This window comes from Anaerotruncus sp. 80 (genome assembly GCF_009936115.1).
In the GTDB taxonomy this organism is placed as follows: domain Bacteria; phylum Bacillota; class Clostridia; order Peptostreptococcales; family Anaerovoracaceae; genus Senimuribacter; species Senimuribacter intestinalis.
Genome location: NZ_QWES01000030.1, coordinates 1 through 18,001, shown reverse-complemented (window position 1 = coordinate 18,001; position 18,001 = coordinate 1). Strand labels below are relative to the sequence as shown.

13 protein-coding genes and 1 riboswitch are annotated in these 18,001 nt (G+C 43.6%); of the genes, 5 read left to right on the top strand and 8 right to left on the bottom strand.

Going from position 1 to position 18,001, the window contains the following annotated elements; translation table 11 throughout:
- Positions 1 to 2: 2 nt before the first annotated feature.
- The 3 genes from D1155_RS13410 to D1155_RS13400 form a co-directional block, all read right to left on the bottom strand.
- The gene (locus D1155_RS13410; protein ID WP_160202927.1) at positions 3 to 1,448 is read right to left on the bottom strand and encodes a PLP-dependent aminotransferase family protein; all 1,446 of its coding nucleotides are present in this window, start codon (positions 1,446 to 1,448) and stop codon (positions 3 to 5) included.
- Positions 1,449 to 1,711: 263 nt separating this feature from the next.
- Positions 1,712 to 2,677: a Fic family protein gene (locus D1155_RS13405; RefSeq protein ID WP_160202926.1), complete on the bottom strand. Its 966-nt coding sequence runs from the start codon at positions 2,675 to 2,677 to the stop codon at positions 1,712 to 1,714.
- Positions 2,678 to 2,812: 135 nt separating this feature from the next.
- Positions 2,813 to 3,736 carry a DMT family transporter gene (locus tag D1155_RS13400; protein ID WP_160202925.1) on the bottom strand — a complete coding sequence of 308 codons (924 nt, stop codon included), beginning with the start codon at positions 3,734 to 3,736 and terminating at the stop codon, positions 2,813 to 2,815.
- 184 nt (positions 3,737 to 3,920) lie between these two features.
- On the opposite strand from D1155_RS13400, the gene D1155_RS13395 reads away from it, so the two are divergent.
- Entirely contained in the window at positions 3,921 to 4,532 is a 612-nt protein-coding gene (locus D1155_RS13395) for a LysE family transporter (RefSeq protein ID WP_160202924.1), read from the top strand.
- A gap of 733 nt (positions 4,533 to 5,265) precedes the next feature.
- On the top strand, positions 5,266 to 6,429 hold the full coding sequence (locus D1155_RS13390) for a cyclopropane-fatty-acyl-phospholipid synthase family protein (RefSeq protein ID WP_160202923.1): 1,164 nt from the start codon (positions 5,266 to 5,268) through the stop codon (positions 6,427 to 6,429).
- 96 nt (positions 6,430 to 6,525) lie between these two features.
- On the opposite strand, the gene D1155_RS13385 is transcribed toward D1155_RS13390, so the two are convergent.
- Positions 6,526 to 9,486 (bottom strand): DUF4430 domain-containing protein, encoded by a 2,961-nt coding sequence (locus tag D1155_RS13385; RefSeq protein WP_160202922.1) that lies wholly within the window; start codon positions 9,484 to 9,486, stop codon positions 6,526 to 6,528.
- A 103-nt stretch (positions 9,487 to 9,589) separates the two neighbouring features.
- Positions 9,590 to 9,792, bottom strand: a riboswitch (cobalamin riboswitch).
- Between the two features lie 230 nt (positions 9,793 to 10,022).
- On the opposite strand from D1155_RS13385, the gene D1155_RS13380 reads away from it, so the two are divergent.
- Entirely contained in the window at positions 10,023 to 10,508 is a 486-nt protein-coding gene (locus tag D1155_RS13380) for an RNA polymerase sigma factor (RefSeq protein WP_160202921.1), read from the top strand.
- On the top strand, positions 10,505 to 11,671 hold the full coding sequence (locus D1155_RS13375) for an anti sigma factor C-terminal domain-containing protein (protein WP_160202920.1): 1,167 nt from the start codon (positions 10,505 to 10,507) through the stop codon (positions 11,669 to 11,671). Before D1155_RS13380 ends, D1155_RS13375 begins: the two co-directional genes overlap by 4 nt.
- A 47-nt stretch (positions 11,672 to 11,718) precedes the next feature.
- Here D1155_RS13375 and D1155_RS13370 read toward each other — a convergent pair whose 3' ends face one another.
- On the bottom strand, positions 11,719 to 12,048 hold the full coding sequence (locus tag D1155_RS13370; protein ID WP_160202919.1) for a helix-turn-helix domain-containing protein: 330 nt from the start codon (positions 12,046 to 12,048) through the stop codon (positions 11,719 to 11,721).
- A 121-nt stretch (positions 12,049 to 12,169) separates the two neighbouring features.
- On the opposite strand from D1155_RS13370, the gene D1155_RS13365 reads away from it, so the two are divergent.
- Entirely contained in the window at positions 12,170 to 12,736 is a 567-nt protein-coding gene (locus D1155_RS13365) for a flavin reductase (RefSeq protein ID WP_160202949.1), read from the top strand.
- Between the two features lie 516 nt (positions 12,737 to 13,252).
- Here the strand turns inward: D1155_RS13365 and D1155_RS13360 are convergent.
- Genes D1155_RS13360 through D1155_RS13350 form a run of 3 tightly spaced genes read right to left on the bottom strand, consistent with a single transcriptional unit; the run spans position 13,253 to position 17,813 of the window.
- Positions 13,253 to 14,386: an aminopeptidase gene (locus tag D1155_RS13360; RefSeq protein WP_160202918.1), complete on the bottom strand. Its 1,134-nt coding sequence runs from the start codon at positions 14,384 to 14,386 to the stop codon at positions 13,253 to 13,255.
- Between the two features lies 1 nt (position 14,387).
- Entirely contained in the window at positions 14,388 to 16,133 is a 1,746-nt protein-coding gene (locus tag D1155_RS13355) for an amidohydrolase family protein (protein ID WP_160202917.1), read from the bottom strand.
- Positions 16,134 to 16,148: 15 nt separating this feature from the next.
- Positions 16,149 to 17,813, bottom strand: coding sequence for an OPT/YSL family transporter (locus tag D1155_RS13350; RefSeq protein WP_160202916.1), 1,665 nt, complete (start codon positions 17,811 to 17,813; stop codon positions 16,149 to 16,151).
- Positions 17,814 to 18,001 lie beyond the last annotated feature (188 nt).

The window sequence follows — 18,001 nt, the reverse complement described above, 5'->3', positions numbered from 1 at the left end:
TGTTACCTCTTCTGATGTTTCTCAATAATCGCTGCCAGTATTTCCAGCGCTTTGGTCAAATCCTCCGGATCCGCATAGGCATAGGAAAGCCTGATTGCGTGGTTTTCCGCATAGTCGTATACATTGCCCGGATTGAGCAGAATTCCGGCTTTCAGCGCCTTGTTAAAAATCTTGTCCATAGGCAGCCGCTTATCAAAACGAAGCCAGATATAAAAACCGCCTTTCGGCTTTTTCCATGTTGCCAGACCCTTGAAATGTTTGTCCAGTGCCGCCAGCGCATTATCTCTGCGCGCTCTGAGCTCCTTTCGAAGTTCTTCCAAATAGATGTCGTAGTCGCCGCTTGTAATCAGTTCCGTCATCATCCACTGGGAAACGGAGCTGGCGCCGTAGTCAGTCTGCATCTTTACATCCCCCAGCCTGTAGACCACCGCCTCCGGTCCGACCACCCAGCCGATTCTAAGTCCCGGCGCCATAGTCTTTGAAATGGTTCCCATGTAAATCACCGAGCCGGTCTTATCTCTGGATTTCAAAGACACCGGCGGCTTCTCGTCCAGCCACAGCTGTCCGTATGCGTCATCCTCCAAAATCGGCATAGGCTGTTTCTGGCAAAATGCCATAACCTCTTTTCGACGCTTTTCGCTCATGACCGTGCCTGTCGGATTGTGGAATGTAGGAATCGTATAAAGGAGCGACTCATTAGAAGCATCCTTGATATTCCAGTACTGCAGTCCTTCCTCATCCAGCGGTACACCATGAAGGTTCATCCCTGCCGACTGAAAAATCTGCAGAGACTTCAAATAAGACGGCGCTTCTGTATAAACGTCGCTTCCCCGCTTCAGCATACACACAGAAACCAGCTGCAGAGCCTGCAGGGAGCCGCTTGCAATCATAATATTAGATGCTTTAGCATCGATTCCCTGACTTTCTTTTAGCCATGCAGAAAGCGCCTGTCCCAGCTCTGGAAGACCTAAAGTACCTAAATAGCCCAGATTAGGAATCCGCTCCGGCATTCTGCGAAAAATCTTGCTAATCAGCTTGCCCGGATACAGCTCTGGCGATAATTCGCCTGTGCCGATACGAATATATCCTGGTTCAAATTCCATCTTGTTGATGGTCTGAATGGTAGATAGATTGGCGCCAAAAGGTCCGCTTGCAATGTATTTGTTCCAGTCCGGAGGCTGGCTCATACGCAGAGACCAAGTGTTGCTGGCAACTCTCGTGCCGCCTCCGAAATCACTTTCTAAAATGCCATAAGAAATCAGTTCTTCCATAGCACTGACAATAGTGCTTCTGTTAACTTCAAAAGCCTTTGCCATAGCTCTTTGGCTGGGCAAACGACTGCCGATTACCCAGTCCCCCGCAGCTATTTTATCACTGATATATTTCACAATTTGTCTGTAAATCGGCGTTTTATTCTGTTTGTCAGGTTTCCAGTCCAGTGTAATCATTTGGTTGGTTTCTTTCCTTTTCTTTGGTCGACAACAAAGATGATACTCTATGCTATTATTTTACCATACCTGATCAAAAAATAAAATAATATTGGAGGATTACTATGCCACTTTTCTTACGAGGATTCAACAGCAGATGATTGTGTAATTGCATAAAAGAAGAGCAAGTCCCGCTGGCTATCGGAAGACTCGCTCTTTTTTTAGTATATTTCATGCCCTATCTTATAGGCTTTCTGCAGAAAATCCGCATATTTATTACGACATCAGCGCACAATCCAGCTACCATTTTTGTTGGAACCACTACGTGTAATACTACCTTCATCCTTTAGCTTCTTCAAAATGCGCTGCGCTTGCCGTTCAGAAATGTTAAGCTGCTCAGCCAATCCTTTTGCTGAATATTTTCCCCTCTGTTGCAGAAGCTTAAGCATCTGTCTTTCTATTGTAGCTCTGTCATCTACCAATCTTTTCCCTTCTGCTAAATCCAGTAACAAATCACGAATGACTTCTAAGATATAGCAAACAAAGATTGTAGATTCTCCGCTGACATTTGCATCATTTAACGCTTTATAATAAGCTTCCTGCTTTTCATGTATCATCATTTCGATGGGCAACCATAAAAAGAAGTCTTTCCACTTTGCTAATATCAAAGTATGCCACAGGCGTCCAGTTCTCCCATTCCCATCAGCAAAGGGATGAATAAATTCAAACTCATAATGGAAGATGCACGATTTTATTAAAGGATGCAACGCTGAATTTCTTAGCCAGCTGAATAGCTCGTCAATTAATTCAGGCACGTATTGAGGTGGTGTACCTGCATGAATTAGTGCAGTGCCTGCGTACACACCAACTCCTTTGCTTCGAAAGCGCCCCGCTTCCCCCACTAAATCAGCCATCATAATTTTATGCGCTTTGAGCAAATCTTCTATGGAATACGGATTCAATTCCGTCAGCAAATCGTATGCCTCATATGCATTCTTTACTTCGCGAATGTCCTTCGGAGGTCCCAGTACTCGTTTGCCTGCAATGATATCGCTTACTTGCTCAATCGTCAGTGTATTCTGTTCTATTGCCAGCGATGAATAGATTGAAAGAATTCGGTTTTCTCTGCGAAGCTTTGGATTTCTCGATAATCCATTCGCAGTGGAAATTTGTCCCGCTAAGTCGCCAATCTGAATCACTAAATTGGTAATTTCTTCTGTCATCGTGAACGGCGGTTCATAATAATCCATCAATATTTTCACCTCCCAGCATATCATTTCTCCTATAGTATTCCCACTACCCGTAGATATAAAAATTATATCTTGACCTATCTACCGAATCAATGAAATGATTTTGTGTTTCAGACTGCTTCTATGCACATTTTTCTATATACTTTTATTTTGGGACGGAATCTGCGCAATCACCACTGCCGCAAAGATAACAGCACATCCTATCCCCTCTATGATAGTAAGGTGCTCTTTCAGTATCAGCACTCCAAATATTACAGAAAATACTGCCTCCAAACTCAAAATCAGTGATGCAACCGCTGGCTCCGTATCTTTTTGACCCAGAACCTGTCCGGTATATCCGACACCAGTAGAAATCACACCGCAGTACAGGATCGGAAGCCAGCAATCCAAAATGTCTGAAAGCACCGGCGTTTCAAAAATCAGCATACAGGCGATTCCTATGACACCGCTTGTAAGAAACTGCACACATGAAAGTCTGATTCCATCGCACTTCGGCGAAAAACAATCTACTGCCAAAATGTGAACAGAAAACGCAACTACACATAGCAGGATATACAGTTCTCCTGTACTGAGTCGAAATCCCTCTCTCTTTCCTGCCATAGTAAGCAGGTAAAAGCCAAATGCCCCTAACAATATACTGACCCATATCAGCGTTCTTACATGCTTGCCAAGAAAAAGCCCAAGCAGCGGAACGATTACTATGTACAGAGAAGTGATAAAACCAGTCTTCCCAGCACTTGTTTCAAAATAGAACCCAAACTGCTGCAGTGATGTTGCCAAGCATAAAAAACATCCGCAGCATATGCCTCCAATCAGCAGGTTTTTCTTATCTTCTTTCTCATCTCGCTTCACTTCCCTGGAGCTTCCTGCACTCTTGTCTTTTCCTGCTACCTTAAGTAAATAAATTACCGGTATTAGCGCCAGACCTCCAATAAACATGCGAATTCCATTATATGTAAACGGTTGTAATACTGCTCCCGCTTTCTGTGCTACAAGTCCGCCGCCCCAAATGACTGCTGTCATAAGCAGTACTAAATTGCTTTTAAAGCTATTTTTCATGTCCTCATCCTTTCCTGTTTTTAATCATTATAACACCGCCTGTTTTTTCTGAAACAACCATGTTAGAAAAATAAGACCAACCAAACAGAAACTTGGTTGGTCTCTTTTTTCCCGTCTTGGTGGGTTACAAAGGCAGTTTTCTGTGGTATGATTTTATTGATATTAACTTAGAAGGAGTTTTTTTATGCCACTTTTTTTACAAGGATTTACCATCGGACTTGCCTATGTAGCACCCATTGGTCTACAGAATCTCTTTGTTATCAACACTGCACTGACACAAAAAAAGAGCCGTGTCTATCTGACTGCTCTAATTGTCACGTTTTTTGATGTTACGCTGGCATTAGCCTGCTTTTTCGGCATCGGCGCCATTATGTCAGCTTTTGAGTGGCTGCAGATGATTGTCCTCGGCGCAGGCAGTCTAATTGTCATGTGGATTGGAATCGGTCTTCTACGAGCAAAGGACAGTATGGATACCTCCACCAAAGTCGATATTCCGATTTTGAAGGTGATTTCCAGCGCATGCGTTGTTACCTGGTTCAATCCCCAGGCAATCATCGACGGCACCATGCTACTCGGCGCATTTCGAACTACCCTGCCGAAAGAGCATGTAGCGGAGTTTATTCTGGGTGTCAATTTATCATCCTTTGTGTGGTTTTTCGGCATCTCTACAATCTTAGCTCTGTTCAGCGCCAAATTCAACGACAAAGTGCTTCGCATTATCAATATCATCTGCGGCGCAATCATCGTATTCTACGGTGCAAAACTATTCATCAATTTTGTGCAGATGGTTGTGTAATTACATTAAAAGAGCGAGTCCCTCTAGTTACCAGACGACTCGCTCTTTTTATTGCATTTTAGGAGAATTAGTCATTGCGCCTATGTTTGTTAATTCCTGTAATACTGCTGGGTAAATCTTTACTAACGCCTATAAGAGGAATTGATATTTTCTCTCCTCATATAATTCCCAGCACGATACCCACATAATCCACAATCAGCCCTAATACTTCCATCTTAGTTCCTCCAATCCAATGTGCTTCATTTCGGTATCTTACTATTTATTCATAGTTTACCATTTTTCGACGCAATATTCAATTTTATCTTACCTACAGACGCAGCAAAAGAGCGATTTAACCTAAATTGCCATTTTTTTAAAAAAGTGTATAAAAGATTCGCCTTGCCATTTTATATGCCTTGCAATTTATGCAAGATGTGGAATAGTTTTATAAAATTCTTACAAAAAACGCAAGATTTCAGTAATATAGCAAGAATAAATCCTCGCAAGAACAACTGCTAATTAAATCGTCTCAAATATGTTTATACATTTTTTTAGCATTTTTTGATTTTCGGTTAAGAATCCCACCTCCTTCTTATACACTTTTTTCTAAAAACACCTGTTTTAAGTTAAATCATTGCGGCGATAGCGACCTTGCCGTGCCCCCTGCAAACCACCTGCTATTTTCTAAAATATGTTATAATCCCTAAAACCAGGTGGAATACTGTTATAAGCGAAACACATCAGGAGGTATAAAATGCTGAAAGAAAATGTTATGATACAGTTTTTAAAGAAGTTTGATGCTTGTCCTTTCACCATAAAAATGGGAAAAAAAGAGTATCAGATCGGAGATGGGAATCCTGCCTTTGCCGTAAAATTTCATAAAATGATTCCATTAGGCGATCTGTCTACCAGTACTTCTTTGGCACTAGGTGAAGCATACATGGACGGCAATCTGGAAGTTGAGGGCAGTCTTTATGAAGCGCTTGATCTTTTCCTTGGACAAATCGGAAAGTTTTCCACCGATCACAACGCACTGAAAAAGCTAATCTTCCCATCCAGATCAAAAAAGAATCAGGAAAAAGAGGTCAAAAGTCATTACGATATCGGCAATGATTTTTATAAATTATGGCTTGACGAAACGATGAGTTATTCCTGCGGCTATTTTCGATGCGCTAACGACAGTCTCTATCAGGCACAGGTCAACAAAGTCGATTACATTCTGGAAAAACTATGCCTGAAGGAAGGCATGCGACTTCTGGATATCGGCTGCGGCTGGGGATTTCTTTTGATCAGGGCGGCAAAGAAATACGGTGTACGCGGCATGGGGATTACACTCAGTCAGGAACAGTATGACGAATTTAAGCGGCGAATTGAGGCAGAAGGACTTTCGGACCTGCTGGATGTCAGACTGATGGACTATCGGGATCTTGAGAAGTCCAATCTGCAGTTTGACCGCATTGTCAGCGTCGGTATGGTAGAACACGTGGGACGCGGTAATTATCAACAGTTTATCGATTGTGCCGCACATGTGCTGAAACCAGGCGGATTATTTCTGCTTCACTTTATCAGTGCGCTGAAAGAATTTCCTGGCGATCCGTGGATAAAAAAATACATCTTTCCCGGCGGTGTCGTGCCAAGTCTCCGAGAAATGCTGACCTGTATGGCGGAAGATGATTTTCATACACTGGATATAGAAAATCTGCGCAATCACTACAACCGCACTCTGTTATGCTGGGAAAAGAATTTTCGCGACCATATAGAAGAAGTTCAGAAGATGTTCGGAGAACGGTTCGTCCGCATGTGGGAGATGTATCTGTCCTCCTGTGCAGCCACATTTCACAACGGAATCACTGATCTTCACCAGATTCTTATGTCTAAAGGCGTAAACAACGATCTGCCTATGGTAAGATGGTATTAGAAAAGAGCCAGGTCTGTCTCAAAATCAACTTTGCCTTAAATGGTGCATACGCAAAGAGGATGTCTCATTTTATTTGAGACATCCTCTTCATCTCAGCTATTTCTTTGTCCAAAGTCTGTTTGCGTATCTGCACTGTTTCAGCGCTGTCTTTGCAACCAGCTTCCCATCTTTATCATAGACTCTGAGCTGGACTTTGTAGTAGTACATCTGCCCTTTCTTTCCGGTAGTATTGGTATAAGTTTTTGCTTTCTTTGTTAACGCTGCCTTATAGCCGGACGCTTTCTTTGTAGAACGGTAATATCTGTATTTTACAGTATAGCCCATCTCTTCCAGTTCTTTAACAGCTGTCTCCGTAGCCTTATCTGCTTTTACAGTGACTTTCACATTCTTCTTGCTGGTTCTTTCTGAGCAAGCGGTTAGTTTCATCGCACCAACCTTTCCCTTTACTGCTTCAGGGCCTGGAGAAAGCGGCGTGTTCGGATCGTCAATATCCGTTCCCGGCTCATCATCTGCAGGCGGCTCAATCCATCCTGCGGAAGCCCTTTCCTTTGTATAGTCATCTGTATAATGGAATAGGATTACATCACCGTCTTTGATGACCTGCTCTGCAACACCGTTTTTTACATATACACCATTAACCGTATACATCCAGCCAGAGTTCGGTCCGTTGTCAAACTCGGCAAGACCGTTGATGGCACTGATGTAGTTGCCGGTGCTGTTGGAAAATCCCATTCCCTTGATACTCAAGGCTTTTTCAATCACATCCAGAACCGTTGCGTCCTTATCCACAGTCACTTCCATAGCAGAAATCCATTCCCGGTCGATTGTACCCTTTTTATAAGTATGTGAAACGCCGTCCTCGCCGTGCTTCTCATCACCGAGCAGAGTAAAGGTGACTTTTATCTTGTTATCCTCAGGCGCAGAAATTTGCTGTTCAGCTACAGTAATCTGCTGTTCCACAGTCTTTTCCTGATAAGAAATTGTCACACCGGTTACATCTTTTGTAAGAGGTGCAGCTTCATAAGTATAGTCTGTAATTTCTTCTTTCTTTCCACTGTTATATACTGCACTTACAACCATACCAGACGGGTTAAAATATTCTCCTGCGATATACGCCGTCTTTGAAGGCGCTTTTGTAATTTCAATCTTTGTCACTTCCAAAGGTGTTACAGTTACCGGTACTTCTACGATTTTTCCTCCCAGGCTGACCATTACTTTCTGTGTACCCTTCTCCATAACAGAAGGCGTCACGCTGTAACCGCCTGTTACAGTTCTCTCTGTGCCGTCTGCATAAGTGACTTTCAGACTCATACCTTCCCCATCAAAGGACTCGCCCTCAAAGTATGCTGTTTTTTTCGGCTGCGTAACCACTTCAACGATTTCGATGTCGCCGGCAGCGTCAGCTTTTTCGACCTGCAAGGTAATATCCGGCAAAATTCCAAAATATGCTGTCTGACTGACTGCGGTAAAGTTTGGAGAAGCGCCTACTTCATAGGTAATTTCTCTGTGTGCGCCGTAACTGCTTCCAAATCCAAAAGTGAAAAGACCCCCTTGGGATACAGTCAGTGTGTCTTTTGTATAATCCGCCGGAATAGCTGCTGCATCGCCCTTTTTCAGGCTATAGTTAGTGCTGCCAAAGAACGTAGTCTTTGTAATGCTAACCTGATTTTCCATAGTCTGCGCTTTGGCATTAGCTGCAAAATTGTACTGTGCTGCGGTTCCTCCAACGGTTTTACCTTCCATTCCTTCTACAGTCTGATAGATTACCGCTGCTGACATATTATAAATTCCCGCTAGCTTATTGACAGGATGATACAATGTATCGAAACTGATTGCAAACTGGTCGCCTGCCACTAACGCCTTGCCCGGCGTAGTCTTGTTGGTAACCGCTGCTTTGACACCTTTCGCAGAAACCACCTGATAATCACAGGCAGTTCCGTCGCTGACCTTCACAATATTTCTGCCTTCGACCAACTTTACAGTATAACTGCCGTCTGCATTTCTTTCAGCTGGCACAAACCCACCATAGTTCAGCTTTCCGCCAGCATAATTAGGATTTGCCACCTCTACAGAAGCAACTTCACCTGTCGGTGTAAATGTATAGCTTCCATGAGCATCATCATAAACTGTTTTTTCCCCGGCAGCATCAGTCATCTCTGTCAGATAGTAAATGATATCCAGCTCCGCATCCAAGTCATCCCCTGCGAGTTTTCCATTGCTGACGGTTGCGTTCGTCTCGGTATTTACCTTAGCGTTGACACTGACCGTACTATCAGATGATCCTACAGATACTACAAACACACCTGTATTTTCCGGCCAGATTGCACCAAAGAACGGACCGCCAACCGCAGAAATATTATTAAAAGCGTCATAGGTTACAAGTACCACTGCAGTACCTTCCTTCTGCGCAGTCACTTTTCCACTTTCTGATACGGATACCACATCACTTGGTGTTCCGTCAAAGTTGACAGCCTCATAGTGATAGTCCGGCTCAATAAAGTAATTATTTGTAAGGGTGTCTACTGCCTCCCAGTTTCTCAGAGATACGATCTGGTATTCATCGTTTTTCTTCAACTTCAGATAGCCTGCGGGATTGATGTTCAGATAAATGTCTGCCATGTTGTAATTCTTATTTGAAGTTGAAGCTTTATCGACGGTTTTAGCGTTTTTTCCTTCCGGCTTCAAATCGCTTTCAGAAACATTTAAGATATACGGATCTTTGGACGCTGCCGGTGACTTGAATTTTCCGGTATAAGTCACATAGCCTTTCCCACTGATTCTGAAATTGTAATCCTTGTTTGCCGGCAGATTATAGGATACCGTCTTCAGCCCTTCCTCAGCCGGCACTTCACCAATAGTCTCCTGCTCTATAAACGGCTTGAAGTGTTTTTCCTTCGTGCCAACAAATACTTTTGCATCCGCCGGCACAGTAATCTGTACATTTCCTGTCTGCACATCTGCTTCCGCAGCAAATGCCATAGACGGCATCATGCAAAGTACCATGACGATACTTAGAAGAATGGCAGAAAATTTCTTTACTGTTTCGTTTTTCTTCATGTGTTCTTCCTTTCTACATTTCTGCCCACAAAAAAACTGCAGGCTCTTTGCCTACAGTCCGCATTTACTGTATCTAAACTCTGGATTCTTACGGTTACCTCGCCGCGGAATCCTCATCTCATGCAGGTCTCCTGGCTCATGGATTATCGTTTTTCTTTCCCTTCCCAGGTCTCCCCAGTGGGTGGCTCTTCACCAGTGGTAAAAACAATCCAATTACAGTGGCGGGTCCGCGCAAGGCTCTCACTTGCTTCCCTCTTAGCTCCCCTGTGGTACGCACAAGGAAGAACACAAAATGGTTTCTTTATATTTTGTTTTTAATTATAATCTGGAGAGACTTTGGATTTCCTTTTCGCAAAGCTAACTCCTATTTCATTATATCCTTGTGATTATTTTTTTGCAATACAATATTTTCAAATATATACTATACATAAATGGCAATAGGTCAAAACGAGACAATTTCTTGTTGCATTTCCACTGCACAATTGTTATATATGTAAAGAGAACAAAATACTGCCGAAAGGAGGTGCGCAAATGTCATGGACAGCAAGGTGCTGGAGCAGCTTTACCGCAAATACGAGAGAGAGCTATACCTGTATATTTATTCCATCTGTAAAGACAAGCATGCGACGGAAGATCTGCTGCAGGAAACTTTTTTAAAAGCCATTCTGGCTCTGCCAGACGGTCATACCAATATGCGTGCCTGGCTTTACCTGGTAGCAAGAAACCTGACCTATAATGCAATAAAAAAAGCAGGAAGGTATGAGAACATGACAACTGACCCTGCAGCGAAAAAAAGCGCAGAGCCGCTGGAAATCATTTTGCAGCAGGAACAGTACAAGCTGCTCTATAAAAACCTGCAGCGGCTTTCCGCGAGATCAAGGGAAATTTTAATCATGCAGTACTTCGGCCAGCTATCCCACAAGGAAATAGGCACTGTACTGGCAATGACTCCGTCAGCTGTGCGCATGGCAGCTGTACGAGCCAGAAAAGAACTGAAAACCCATATGGAGGAAGAAAAATGAGATATCGTGAACTACTCGAATTATATAAAAAAGGCGAATTGACGGAACAAGAGGCGGAAAAAGTTCGCACCGATATTGAACGTCAGGAGGCCATCACCGACTACCTTTTAGAAGTCGAAGAAGTCTTTGATCTCAGCCTGTCAGAGGATTTTTTGAAAGAAAGAACATTGTCCGACTCTGAGGATTTTGTAAAGGTCATCAATCGTTCTATTAGAAAAGCCTTCCGAAAGCTGGGCGTAATCATACTGGTGATGGCGCTGATTATGATACTCTTCATCCAGTTTGCGCTGCCACAGATTGTATCCCTGTTTTATTACAATCCAGGAAAAATCATCGGTGAGGAGGAATACAGAACTACCAAGCAGATAGAATTGGATATGGCAATTTACACCAGTCTGATGCTGCCTGGCTATTACCGCGATGTAGTCAACGTGACCGACCGGGGATACGGTAACTACGACATCAATATCCCACAAAGTATCTCCTACAACGGACGTTTCTCTGACATCTCTGGAAAAATTGAAAAAGGGCGACTAACCCTTTATAACAATAATGTTCTACGTAGACCACATATGAATATCTTCGGCTGGAGCGAAATTCTTTCTGAAACCAGAGATTCCTATGTGACAGATCAACCACTTTCAGAACTGACAGACCCTGTCGATTATCTTACCGTCTCCATGAACCCAGCAGACAAATACGTCGTCTTTGTCACGCTGAATCGGCAAATGCCTTACGAAGACTTCATTGCGTGGACAAAGAAGGAGGAAATTCCGGGGCTTCTATGGTGTGCGCCGTGCACACGTGCATCTGGCCCTCCACAAAATCTAGGTTTTTATTACGATTTCCTATACGGTGCAGCTATGGGTTGGGACAGAGACGCCTATCCGAACCTGTTCTTCGACACGGACAAAGGCATAGATATAGATAAAGAAAGCACCGTGCGGTCTCACTTTACCAGTCAACTTCGTTACCTTGCATCTAGAGAAGCGTTCTGTAAAATGTTAGAGATATATCCAGAAGAACTGTCTGCAGCTGCCGACTATGTTGAAGAAAACGGTCTCAGAATCTACGGCTTCGTCACGTTGGTAAACAAAGAGCAGGCAGAACAAATTGAAAAGTCAAATGAGGTCTTTCAAATCAGCGCGGAAGAGCTGATTTAAGCCATATAAAAACGCTTTGGGCAGATCTTTACCCGAAGCGTTTTTCTTTATCTATTCGCTTCTCCCCAAACACACAACTGATCTAAAACCCTCATCAGGGATTCTCCTCTTTCACTTAATCGGTACTCAACTTTCGGCGGAATTTGTGGATACTCTGTTCTGACAATCAGTCGATCACGTTCCAGTTCTTTCAGATTGGTGCTGAGGGTTTTGTCCGAAATATGTTTCAGATATCGCTTCAGCTCATTAAATCTCACAATCTCAAATTCCATCAGGCAATAAAGAATGACCATCTTGTGCTTGCCGGAAATCAGCGACAGAGTATAACTAAATCCTGTATCTTCAAAATTTGCTTTTTCAATATAATTTTTTATCATTTTATGCTTTCCTTTACGCTAGTACATTTCAAAAAAGACAGTACTTGTATTTTTTAAATTAATCAATATAATTATATATACAGGCACAAATCCTGTCAATTCAAAAAATGAGGTGACGATGATGAGAAAAAAACTGAATATAACAGAAGGCATTTTCCCAATGCCGGTTTTAATGGTAGCAGCTTACAATGAAGATGGCAGTGTCAATGTCATGAATGCTGCCTGGGGTACTATGCAGGAGCGCGGAAATGTAGCGCTTGTCCTGTCAGAGGGTCATAAGACAGTAAAAGATATCAAAGCCAGAGGCGCTTTTACTGTCAGCATCGCCGATGCAGAACATGTTGTAGAAGCTGACTATTTCGGCGTTGTATCCGGCAACAACACTGCTGATAAGTTTAAAAACAGCGGACTTACTGCAAGCAAAGCCGAAACAGTAGATGCGCCGGTTATCAACGAATTTCCCCTCTGTCTGGAATGTGAGTTCATCGAATATCAGAACAACGAATATGGCTGCGGCGTAATCGGCAAAGTCGTAAATGTCACCGCCGATGAAAAAGTCCTTGTGGACGGTAAAATCGATATGTCTTTGGTAAACGCTATCGCTTTCGACCCTTATACCCACGGCTATTACAAAGTAACCGAGAGAGTCGGCGAGGCTTTCAAAGACGGACTTGCACTTAAAAAATAACCCCCTTCCTCGAAGCTTTGCTTCGGGTGGATCCCCGGAAGCCTGTCTATTCTTTGGCAATAAGAAACTACTTAAACGGAGCTGCCTGCATGAACAGAAAATCATTATTAGTACGCAGCTCCATTTTGATTCATGAAAAAGTAGCTGGAGAAAGTATTTTCCAGTAATCGTTTCGTCTTCGCAGGCTATCCCTGAAATTATTAAAGTTATACAGATTCATCAATTTGAAGATCTTTTGCACAACTTTGTCTCCCATCCATATCTTAAAGTTGTGCAAATTAAATCAATTCCGTAACTGCTGCAAAACTTTACCTCTGAAGAAACGCTTAAAGTTTTGCAAACCAATCTTATTCAGGGTCAACCGCACAACTTCATATCGAATCAACACTCGAAAGTTGTGCAAAGTAATTCTGATTTACGGTTACCTGCACAACTTCGTCAGCCCAGAAAGCCTAAAAGTTGTGCGAATCAAGCTGATTTAGCGTGATCTGCACAACTTCAAGCCATCTTACAAATTTAACATGAAAAAGGGTGGCTGTGCCCTATCAGTTCACCCGGATTCAGCGCCAGCAGTTCCTCTACCACAAACAATCCGTCCTTTCGAACCAGTCTATCATCAAACCAGATTTCTCCGCCGCCGTACTCCAGTCTTTGAATCAGCACCAAATCCCAATGCACGGAAGAACGATTTCCGTTATCTGCATCCTCATATGCCATTCCCGGCGTTAAGTGAATACTGCCGCAGATTTTTTCGTCAAAGAGAATGTCCTTCATCGGCTCCAGAATAAACGGATTTACGCCGATAGCAAACTCGCCGAAATATCGTGCGCCTTCATCACTGTCCAAATACTCGTTAATGCGCGCCGTATCATTAGCCTGTGCATCGACAATACGTCCATTTTCAATTTCAAAACGAACATTTTCGTAGACGAACCCTTGCATTTCGCTGGGTGCATTGTATGTAATAACTCCGTTCATCGAATCTCTTACCGGTGCAGTATAGACCTCACCATCAGGAATGTTCATTTTACCGTCACATTTTATCGCCGGAATGTCCTTAATAGAAAAAGTCAAATCCGTTCCCGGACCCACAAGGCGCACCCGATCTGTCCTGTTCATCATATCAACCAAAGCATCCATCGCTTTACTCATACGCTGATAATCCATGTTACATACCTGAAAATAAAAATCTTCAAATGCCGCCAGACTTTTCCCCGAAAGCTGCGCCATAGAAGGATTCGGGTAGCGGGAAACGACCCACTTGGTGTGGTTAAGACGCCGGTCAAGGACAGGCTGCATCATTCTGCCGTACAGCTTAAGTTTATCAGCCGGCACATCGGAAAGCTCGGTAATATTATCGCCGCCGCGAACACTGATATAAGCGTCCATTTCTTTCATCCGGGTAAGCTCTGCACTGCACTGAATCCTAAGCTGGGACTGGCTAGCGCCCATCAGAAGCTCGCGAAGCACTCTATCGTTACGCTCTTCTACAAAGGGCATTGCCCCCAGCCGATAAGCATCCCGAATCAGCTGCTGCACCAGCGGAAGCGTCTCTTTTCCATCATATGCAATCAGCACTTTTTCCCCTTTCTTTAGGTCCACCGCATACTCGGTAAGCTGGACTGAAAGTTTTTCAATTCTGCTGTCCATATTACTTTTCTCCTTTCCGAAGTACTCTGCCTGCACCGTTTCCTGCAAGCTTTCCGTCTTCCAAAACAATCTGACCATTTACCAGCACAGAATCGATTCCCTCAGGATCCTGCAGCGGATTTTCTTCCTCATCAAAACTGCGCAGCTGCGCACGATCTATGATTACAAGATCCGCAAAATTACCTTCGCAAATTACGCCGCGACCGGCAATGTCAAATCTCTCTGCCACAAAGCCGCTTGCCATCCGCACTGCGTTCTCAAAGGCGCCGTCTGCGCCTTTTCCGTATCTGGTTAAATATCTTGGAATATAACCCACATTCATGCTGTTCGGGTATACTGCAATTTCAGGATTCCCCGTCAAGTTGGTTTCCTTCGCATAGCTTGCGCCGTCAGAGCAAGGCATCGCTTCGGGTCTTGCGCACAGCATATCCACAGACGCAGAGAACTCCGGAGAGACTAAGTCTGCAACCGTCTTGGGATCCTCTGAAAGAACGGTAAGCATCGCATCTGCCATCTCCATGCCCAGCTCTTTTGCGATAGCAGGAATCATCTTCCCTTTGTACGCCGGATTTTTATGCCTTGTAATGGTAAATTCAGGAAGCCATGCGCTTTCTCCCTCTGCATCAAGGGCCGGCAGCTGTCCGTCTGCAATCATCTGCTTCGTTTCCTTAAAAAACTCCGGCTCCATTAACCGTTCGGCTAGCTGTGCTAACGTACCCGCCTTTTTTACAAGGGGTTTTATGAAATATCCGAAGGAATCCAAAGTAAAGTCCGAGCAGGTTGGGGAAGGAATTACATCGTAGGTCAAGTCCACCCCTGCTGCCTTCGCCTCGTCAAAACAAGCAAGAGTATCTTTTGTTGCCTGTACTGCACTTTCACTGTCAACCGCCATACCCATTACATGGACATGGGAAACCTGAAGTTTCAGCTTCATGCCTTCTGCCTGTCTGAACATTTCTCTATAGCCCCCTATGCGGTCGGCTTCTCCTCCGCCGTTATAATTATAGGTATGACTGGCAAACACACCGTCATAATCTGAAACCGGTTTTAATAGTTGTCTGATTTCTTCATCATCCGCATAAGGTCCCGGCAGATAAAGAGGGTCTCTGCCCGTTGACATACCGAAAGCACCTGCTTCCATGGCTGCCTTTACCTCGGCTTTCATGGCAGCAATCTCTTCTTCGGTTGCCTTCCGCTTGCAGTCCATGCCCATCACTGCGGTACGCACTGCGCTATGACCTACAAGGGGTGCCATATTACAACCCAGCGGCAGGCTATCACACTTTGCGGAAAATTCCTCAAAGATCGTCCAGTCCAGATCAATTCCAAACTGGTGCTTCAATGCAGCCGCACCTTTTTCTTTCTCGAAGATGACTGGATTCAAATCTTCATCCGATGCACCTGCTTCCTCAAGAAATGCTTCATTTCTATCGGAATAATACAGAGTTTCCGTCCCCTGTGGTGCCAGACTGTAGCCGCAATTGCCTGTCACCACAGTAGTTACACCCTGCTTCAGATACGGCTCCATGGCAGGCTCAGAAAGCACCGACCAGTCCACATGAGTGTGGGGATCGATAAATCCCGGCGTTATAATTTTTCCTGCCGCATCAATGATTTTTGCTGCGGTTTTGTTTTCTGAATTTCCAATATATGTAATTTTATCTCCCGTAATTCCAATGTCTGCCTGATAGGAAGGCTTCCCTGTTCCGTCACAAATCAGACCGTTTTGAATCAGTATATCAAACATAGTTTCCCTTCTTCCTTATGCTGCAATAGATATGATTACCATAATTACGCAGACAACTGCGTCACCTATTACCAGCCCTGTTGCTGCATTATCCATTTTTTCAGCAAAATCATTTCCTTTTGTTTTTTCAATAATCCAGCGAATCACGCCGCCAAGTGCAACGCCCATGATGGTCCTCGGCGCCAGATAAAGAGCCAGTGCAATGCCGCCTGCAGGAAGACCAACGAAGGTAAACAGCGTACCCAATCCTGCTCCCATAGCAAAGCGCATCGGATTGAACAGACTGGTTGCACCACCTTCTGAGATGCCTGAAATAATAGAATAGTACATATTTCCAAATGGAAACGTAAATAAATCGCCGTCCAGTCCAAATACCTGAATAATCCCATAAAACAGGAAAACCCCAGCAATACAGCCAAAGAAAACACCAATCAGCTGTGCCTTAATCTGCTTCTTCGGTGATGCGCTAACCATCTGCCCGATTTTCATATCGTACATCGTATCCTGTGCAAGTATGAACATATTAAAATTCATAAATGCGAGGAGCATAGAGAAAATGCCATTTTTTGTAAGCATGTAAGCAATGACAATCATCGTTATATTCAGTGCCAGACCCGCACTGAGACCTGATTCTGCAAATACACGCACTGCAATCATTGCAAAGAGAAGGCTGATTACAATGCAAATTGCCAGATGGAGTATGCTGATGCCATAGTAGATATTGCAAAATGCTGTCAAAGCAATGGATGTTACAACAAGAAGCACAAGTACAGATTTCATCGAGTAATCTCGCTCCGTTTTCTGTCCTGTTTCTTTCTTAAGATTGAAAGCCGCAGCAAAGGTTCTCCACTGTTTTAAAATCGGAATCAATGCAGCAAACAGCGCTGTACCTACCGCAATCGGCAGATTGAAATCCTGGATTCCTGTAAAATAGTCTTCCGCAGGATTGTCAAACCAACCTAAACTAGTTCCCACTGGACCTTCAACGAGACAAACCAGCAAGTTAGCTGCCAGCATGCACAGTGCAATCTTTGCACCCAGCACATAGCCCATACCAAGCGTCAGAGGCATAATCAGCATTTCCAAAGTCATACCTTTCACAGGCAGCCAAGATGTAAAGCTAATCATCCATGGTATATACTCCATATTCTGCAGGAAAGATACAATCAATCCAACCACGACTGCCCCTGCCAAAATCTTTGTAGAAGACTTATCTTTAGTGTCAATTTGATCCATTGCAGTAGTACACATAACTGCACCTGGAAACGGCAGATTTTCATCATAAACAAACTGATCACGCAGAATTGATACAAAGCAAATTCCCATAACATCTGCAAGAAGCAGTATAACAAAGGTTGGCAGCAATCTCAGTTCCTCACCCATCAGAAGCATTGGTACCACATTGCCCGTCAGTGAGTAGGCAGAAAGGGTGGTTGCTGTTGCGCAGGTCTGCATTAGATTGACTTCCCTCCTGTTTGTTGGACCGCCAAAGAGAGGAATTAAAATTACACCAATCATGGATGCTACAACGGCTACATCTGTATCAAGCCCCAGCACTGCATCCAAATACATCATTAAGGCCATCAAAAGAAGGCCGATTAAAACGCCGAAAAATATCGCACGAAAGCTAAATTCTCGCTCACTTCCCGCCAAATTCGGTGCATTCATTTCTTTTTTCATCACTATCCTCCAAATAGTTCATCAATAAAAACACAAATAGTGAGTCGACTCACTATTTTTATACACCAATTTTCTGAAAGCGTCAACTGTTTTTTTCCATTTTCAGATATTTTTTCTGCTCCAAAAGTGATAATGTCTTAAGAAAGCGCAAGAGAAAATGTCCCAAAAGGATTCCTAAAAAACACATA

Excerpts from the sequence above, each read along its gene's own strand:
- D1155_RS13410 (WP_160202927.1), bottom strand. The coding sequence starts at position 1,448 with ATGATTACACTGGACTGGAAACCTGACAAACAGAATAAAACGCCGATT.
- D1155_RS13405 (WP_160202926.1), bottom strand. The coding sequence starts at position 2,677 with ATGGATTATTATGAACCGCCGTTCACGATGACAGAAGAAATTACCAAT.
- D1155_RS13400 (WP_160202925.1), bottom strand. The coding sequence starts at position 3,736 with ATGAAAAATAGCTTTAAAAGCAATTTAGTACTGCTTATGACAGCAGTC.
- D1155_RS13395 (WP_160202924.1), top strand. The coding sequence starts at position 3,921 with ATGCCACTTTTTTTACAAGGATTTACCATCGGACTTGCCTATGTAGCA.
- D1155_RS13390 (WP_160202923.1), top strand. The coding sequence starts at position 5,266 with ATGCTGAAAGAAAATGTTATGATACAGTTTTTAAAGAAGTTTGATGCT.
- D1155_RS13385 (WP_160202922.1), bottom strand. The coding sequence starts at position 9,486 with ATGAAGAAAAACGAAACAGTAAAGAAATTTTCTGCCATTCTTCTAAGT.
- D1155_RS13380 (WP_160202921.1), top strand. The coding sequence starts at position 10,023 with ATGGACAGCAAGGTGCTGGAGCAGCTTTACCGCAAATACGAGAGAGAG.
- D1155_RS13375 (WP_160202920.1), top strand. The coding sequence starts at position 10,505 with ATGAGATATCGTGAACTACTCGAATTATATAAAAAAGGCGAATTGACG.
- D1155_RS13370 (WP_160202919.1), bottom strand. The coding sequence starts at position 12,048 with ATGATAAAAAATTATATTGAAAAAGCAAATTTTGAAGATACAGGATTT.
- D1155_RS13365 (WP_160202949.1), top strand. The coding sequence starts at position 12,170 with ATGAGAAAAAAACTGAATATAACAGAAGGCATTTTCCCAATGCCGGTT.
- D1155_RS13360 (WP_160202918.1), bottom strand. The coding sequence starts at position 14,386 with ATGGACAGCAGAATTGAAAAACTTTCAGTCCAGCTTACCGAGTATGCG.
- D1155_RS13355 (WP_160202917.1), bottom strand. The coding sequence starts at position 16,133 with ATGTTTGATATACTGATTCAAAACGGTCTGATTTGTGACGGAACAGGG.
- D1155_RS13350 (WP_160202916.1), bottom strand. The coding sequence starts at position 17,813 with ATGAAAAAAGAAATGAATGCACCGAATTTGGCGGGAAGTGAGCGAGAA.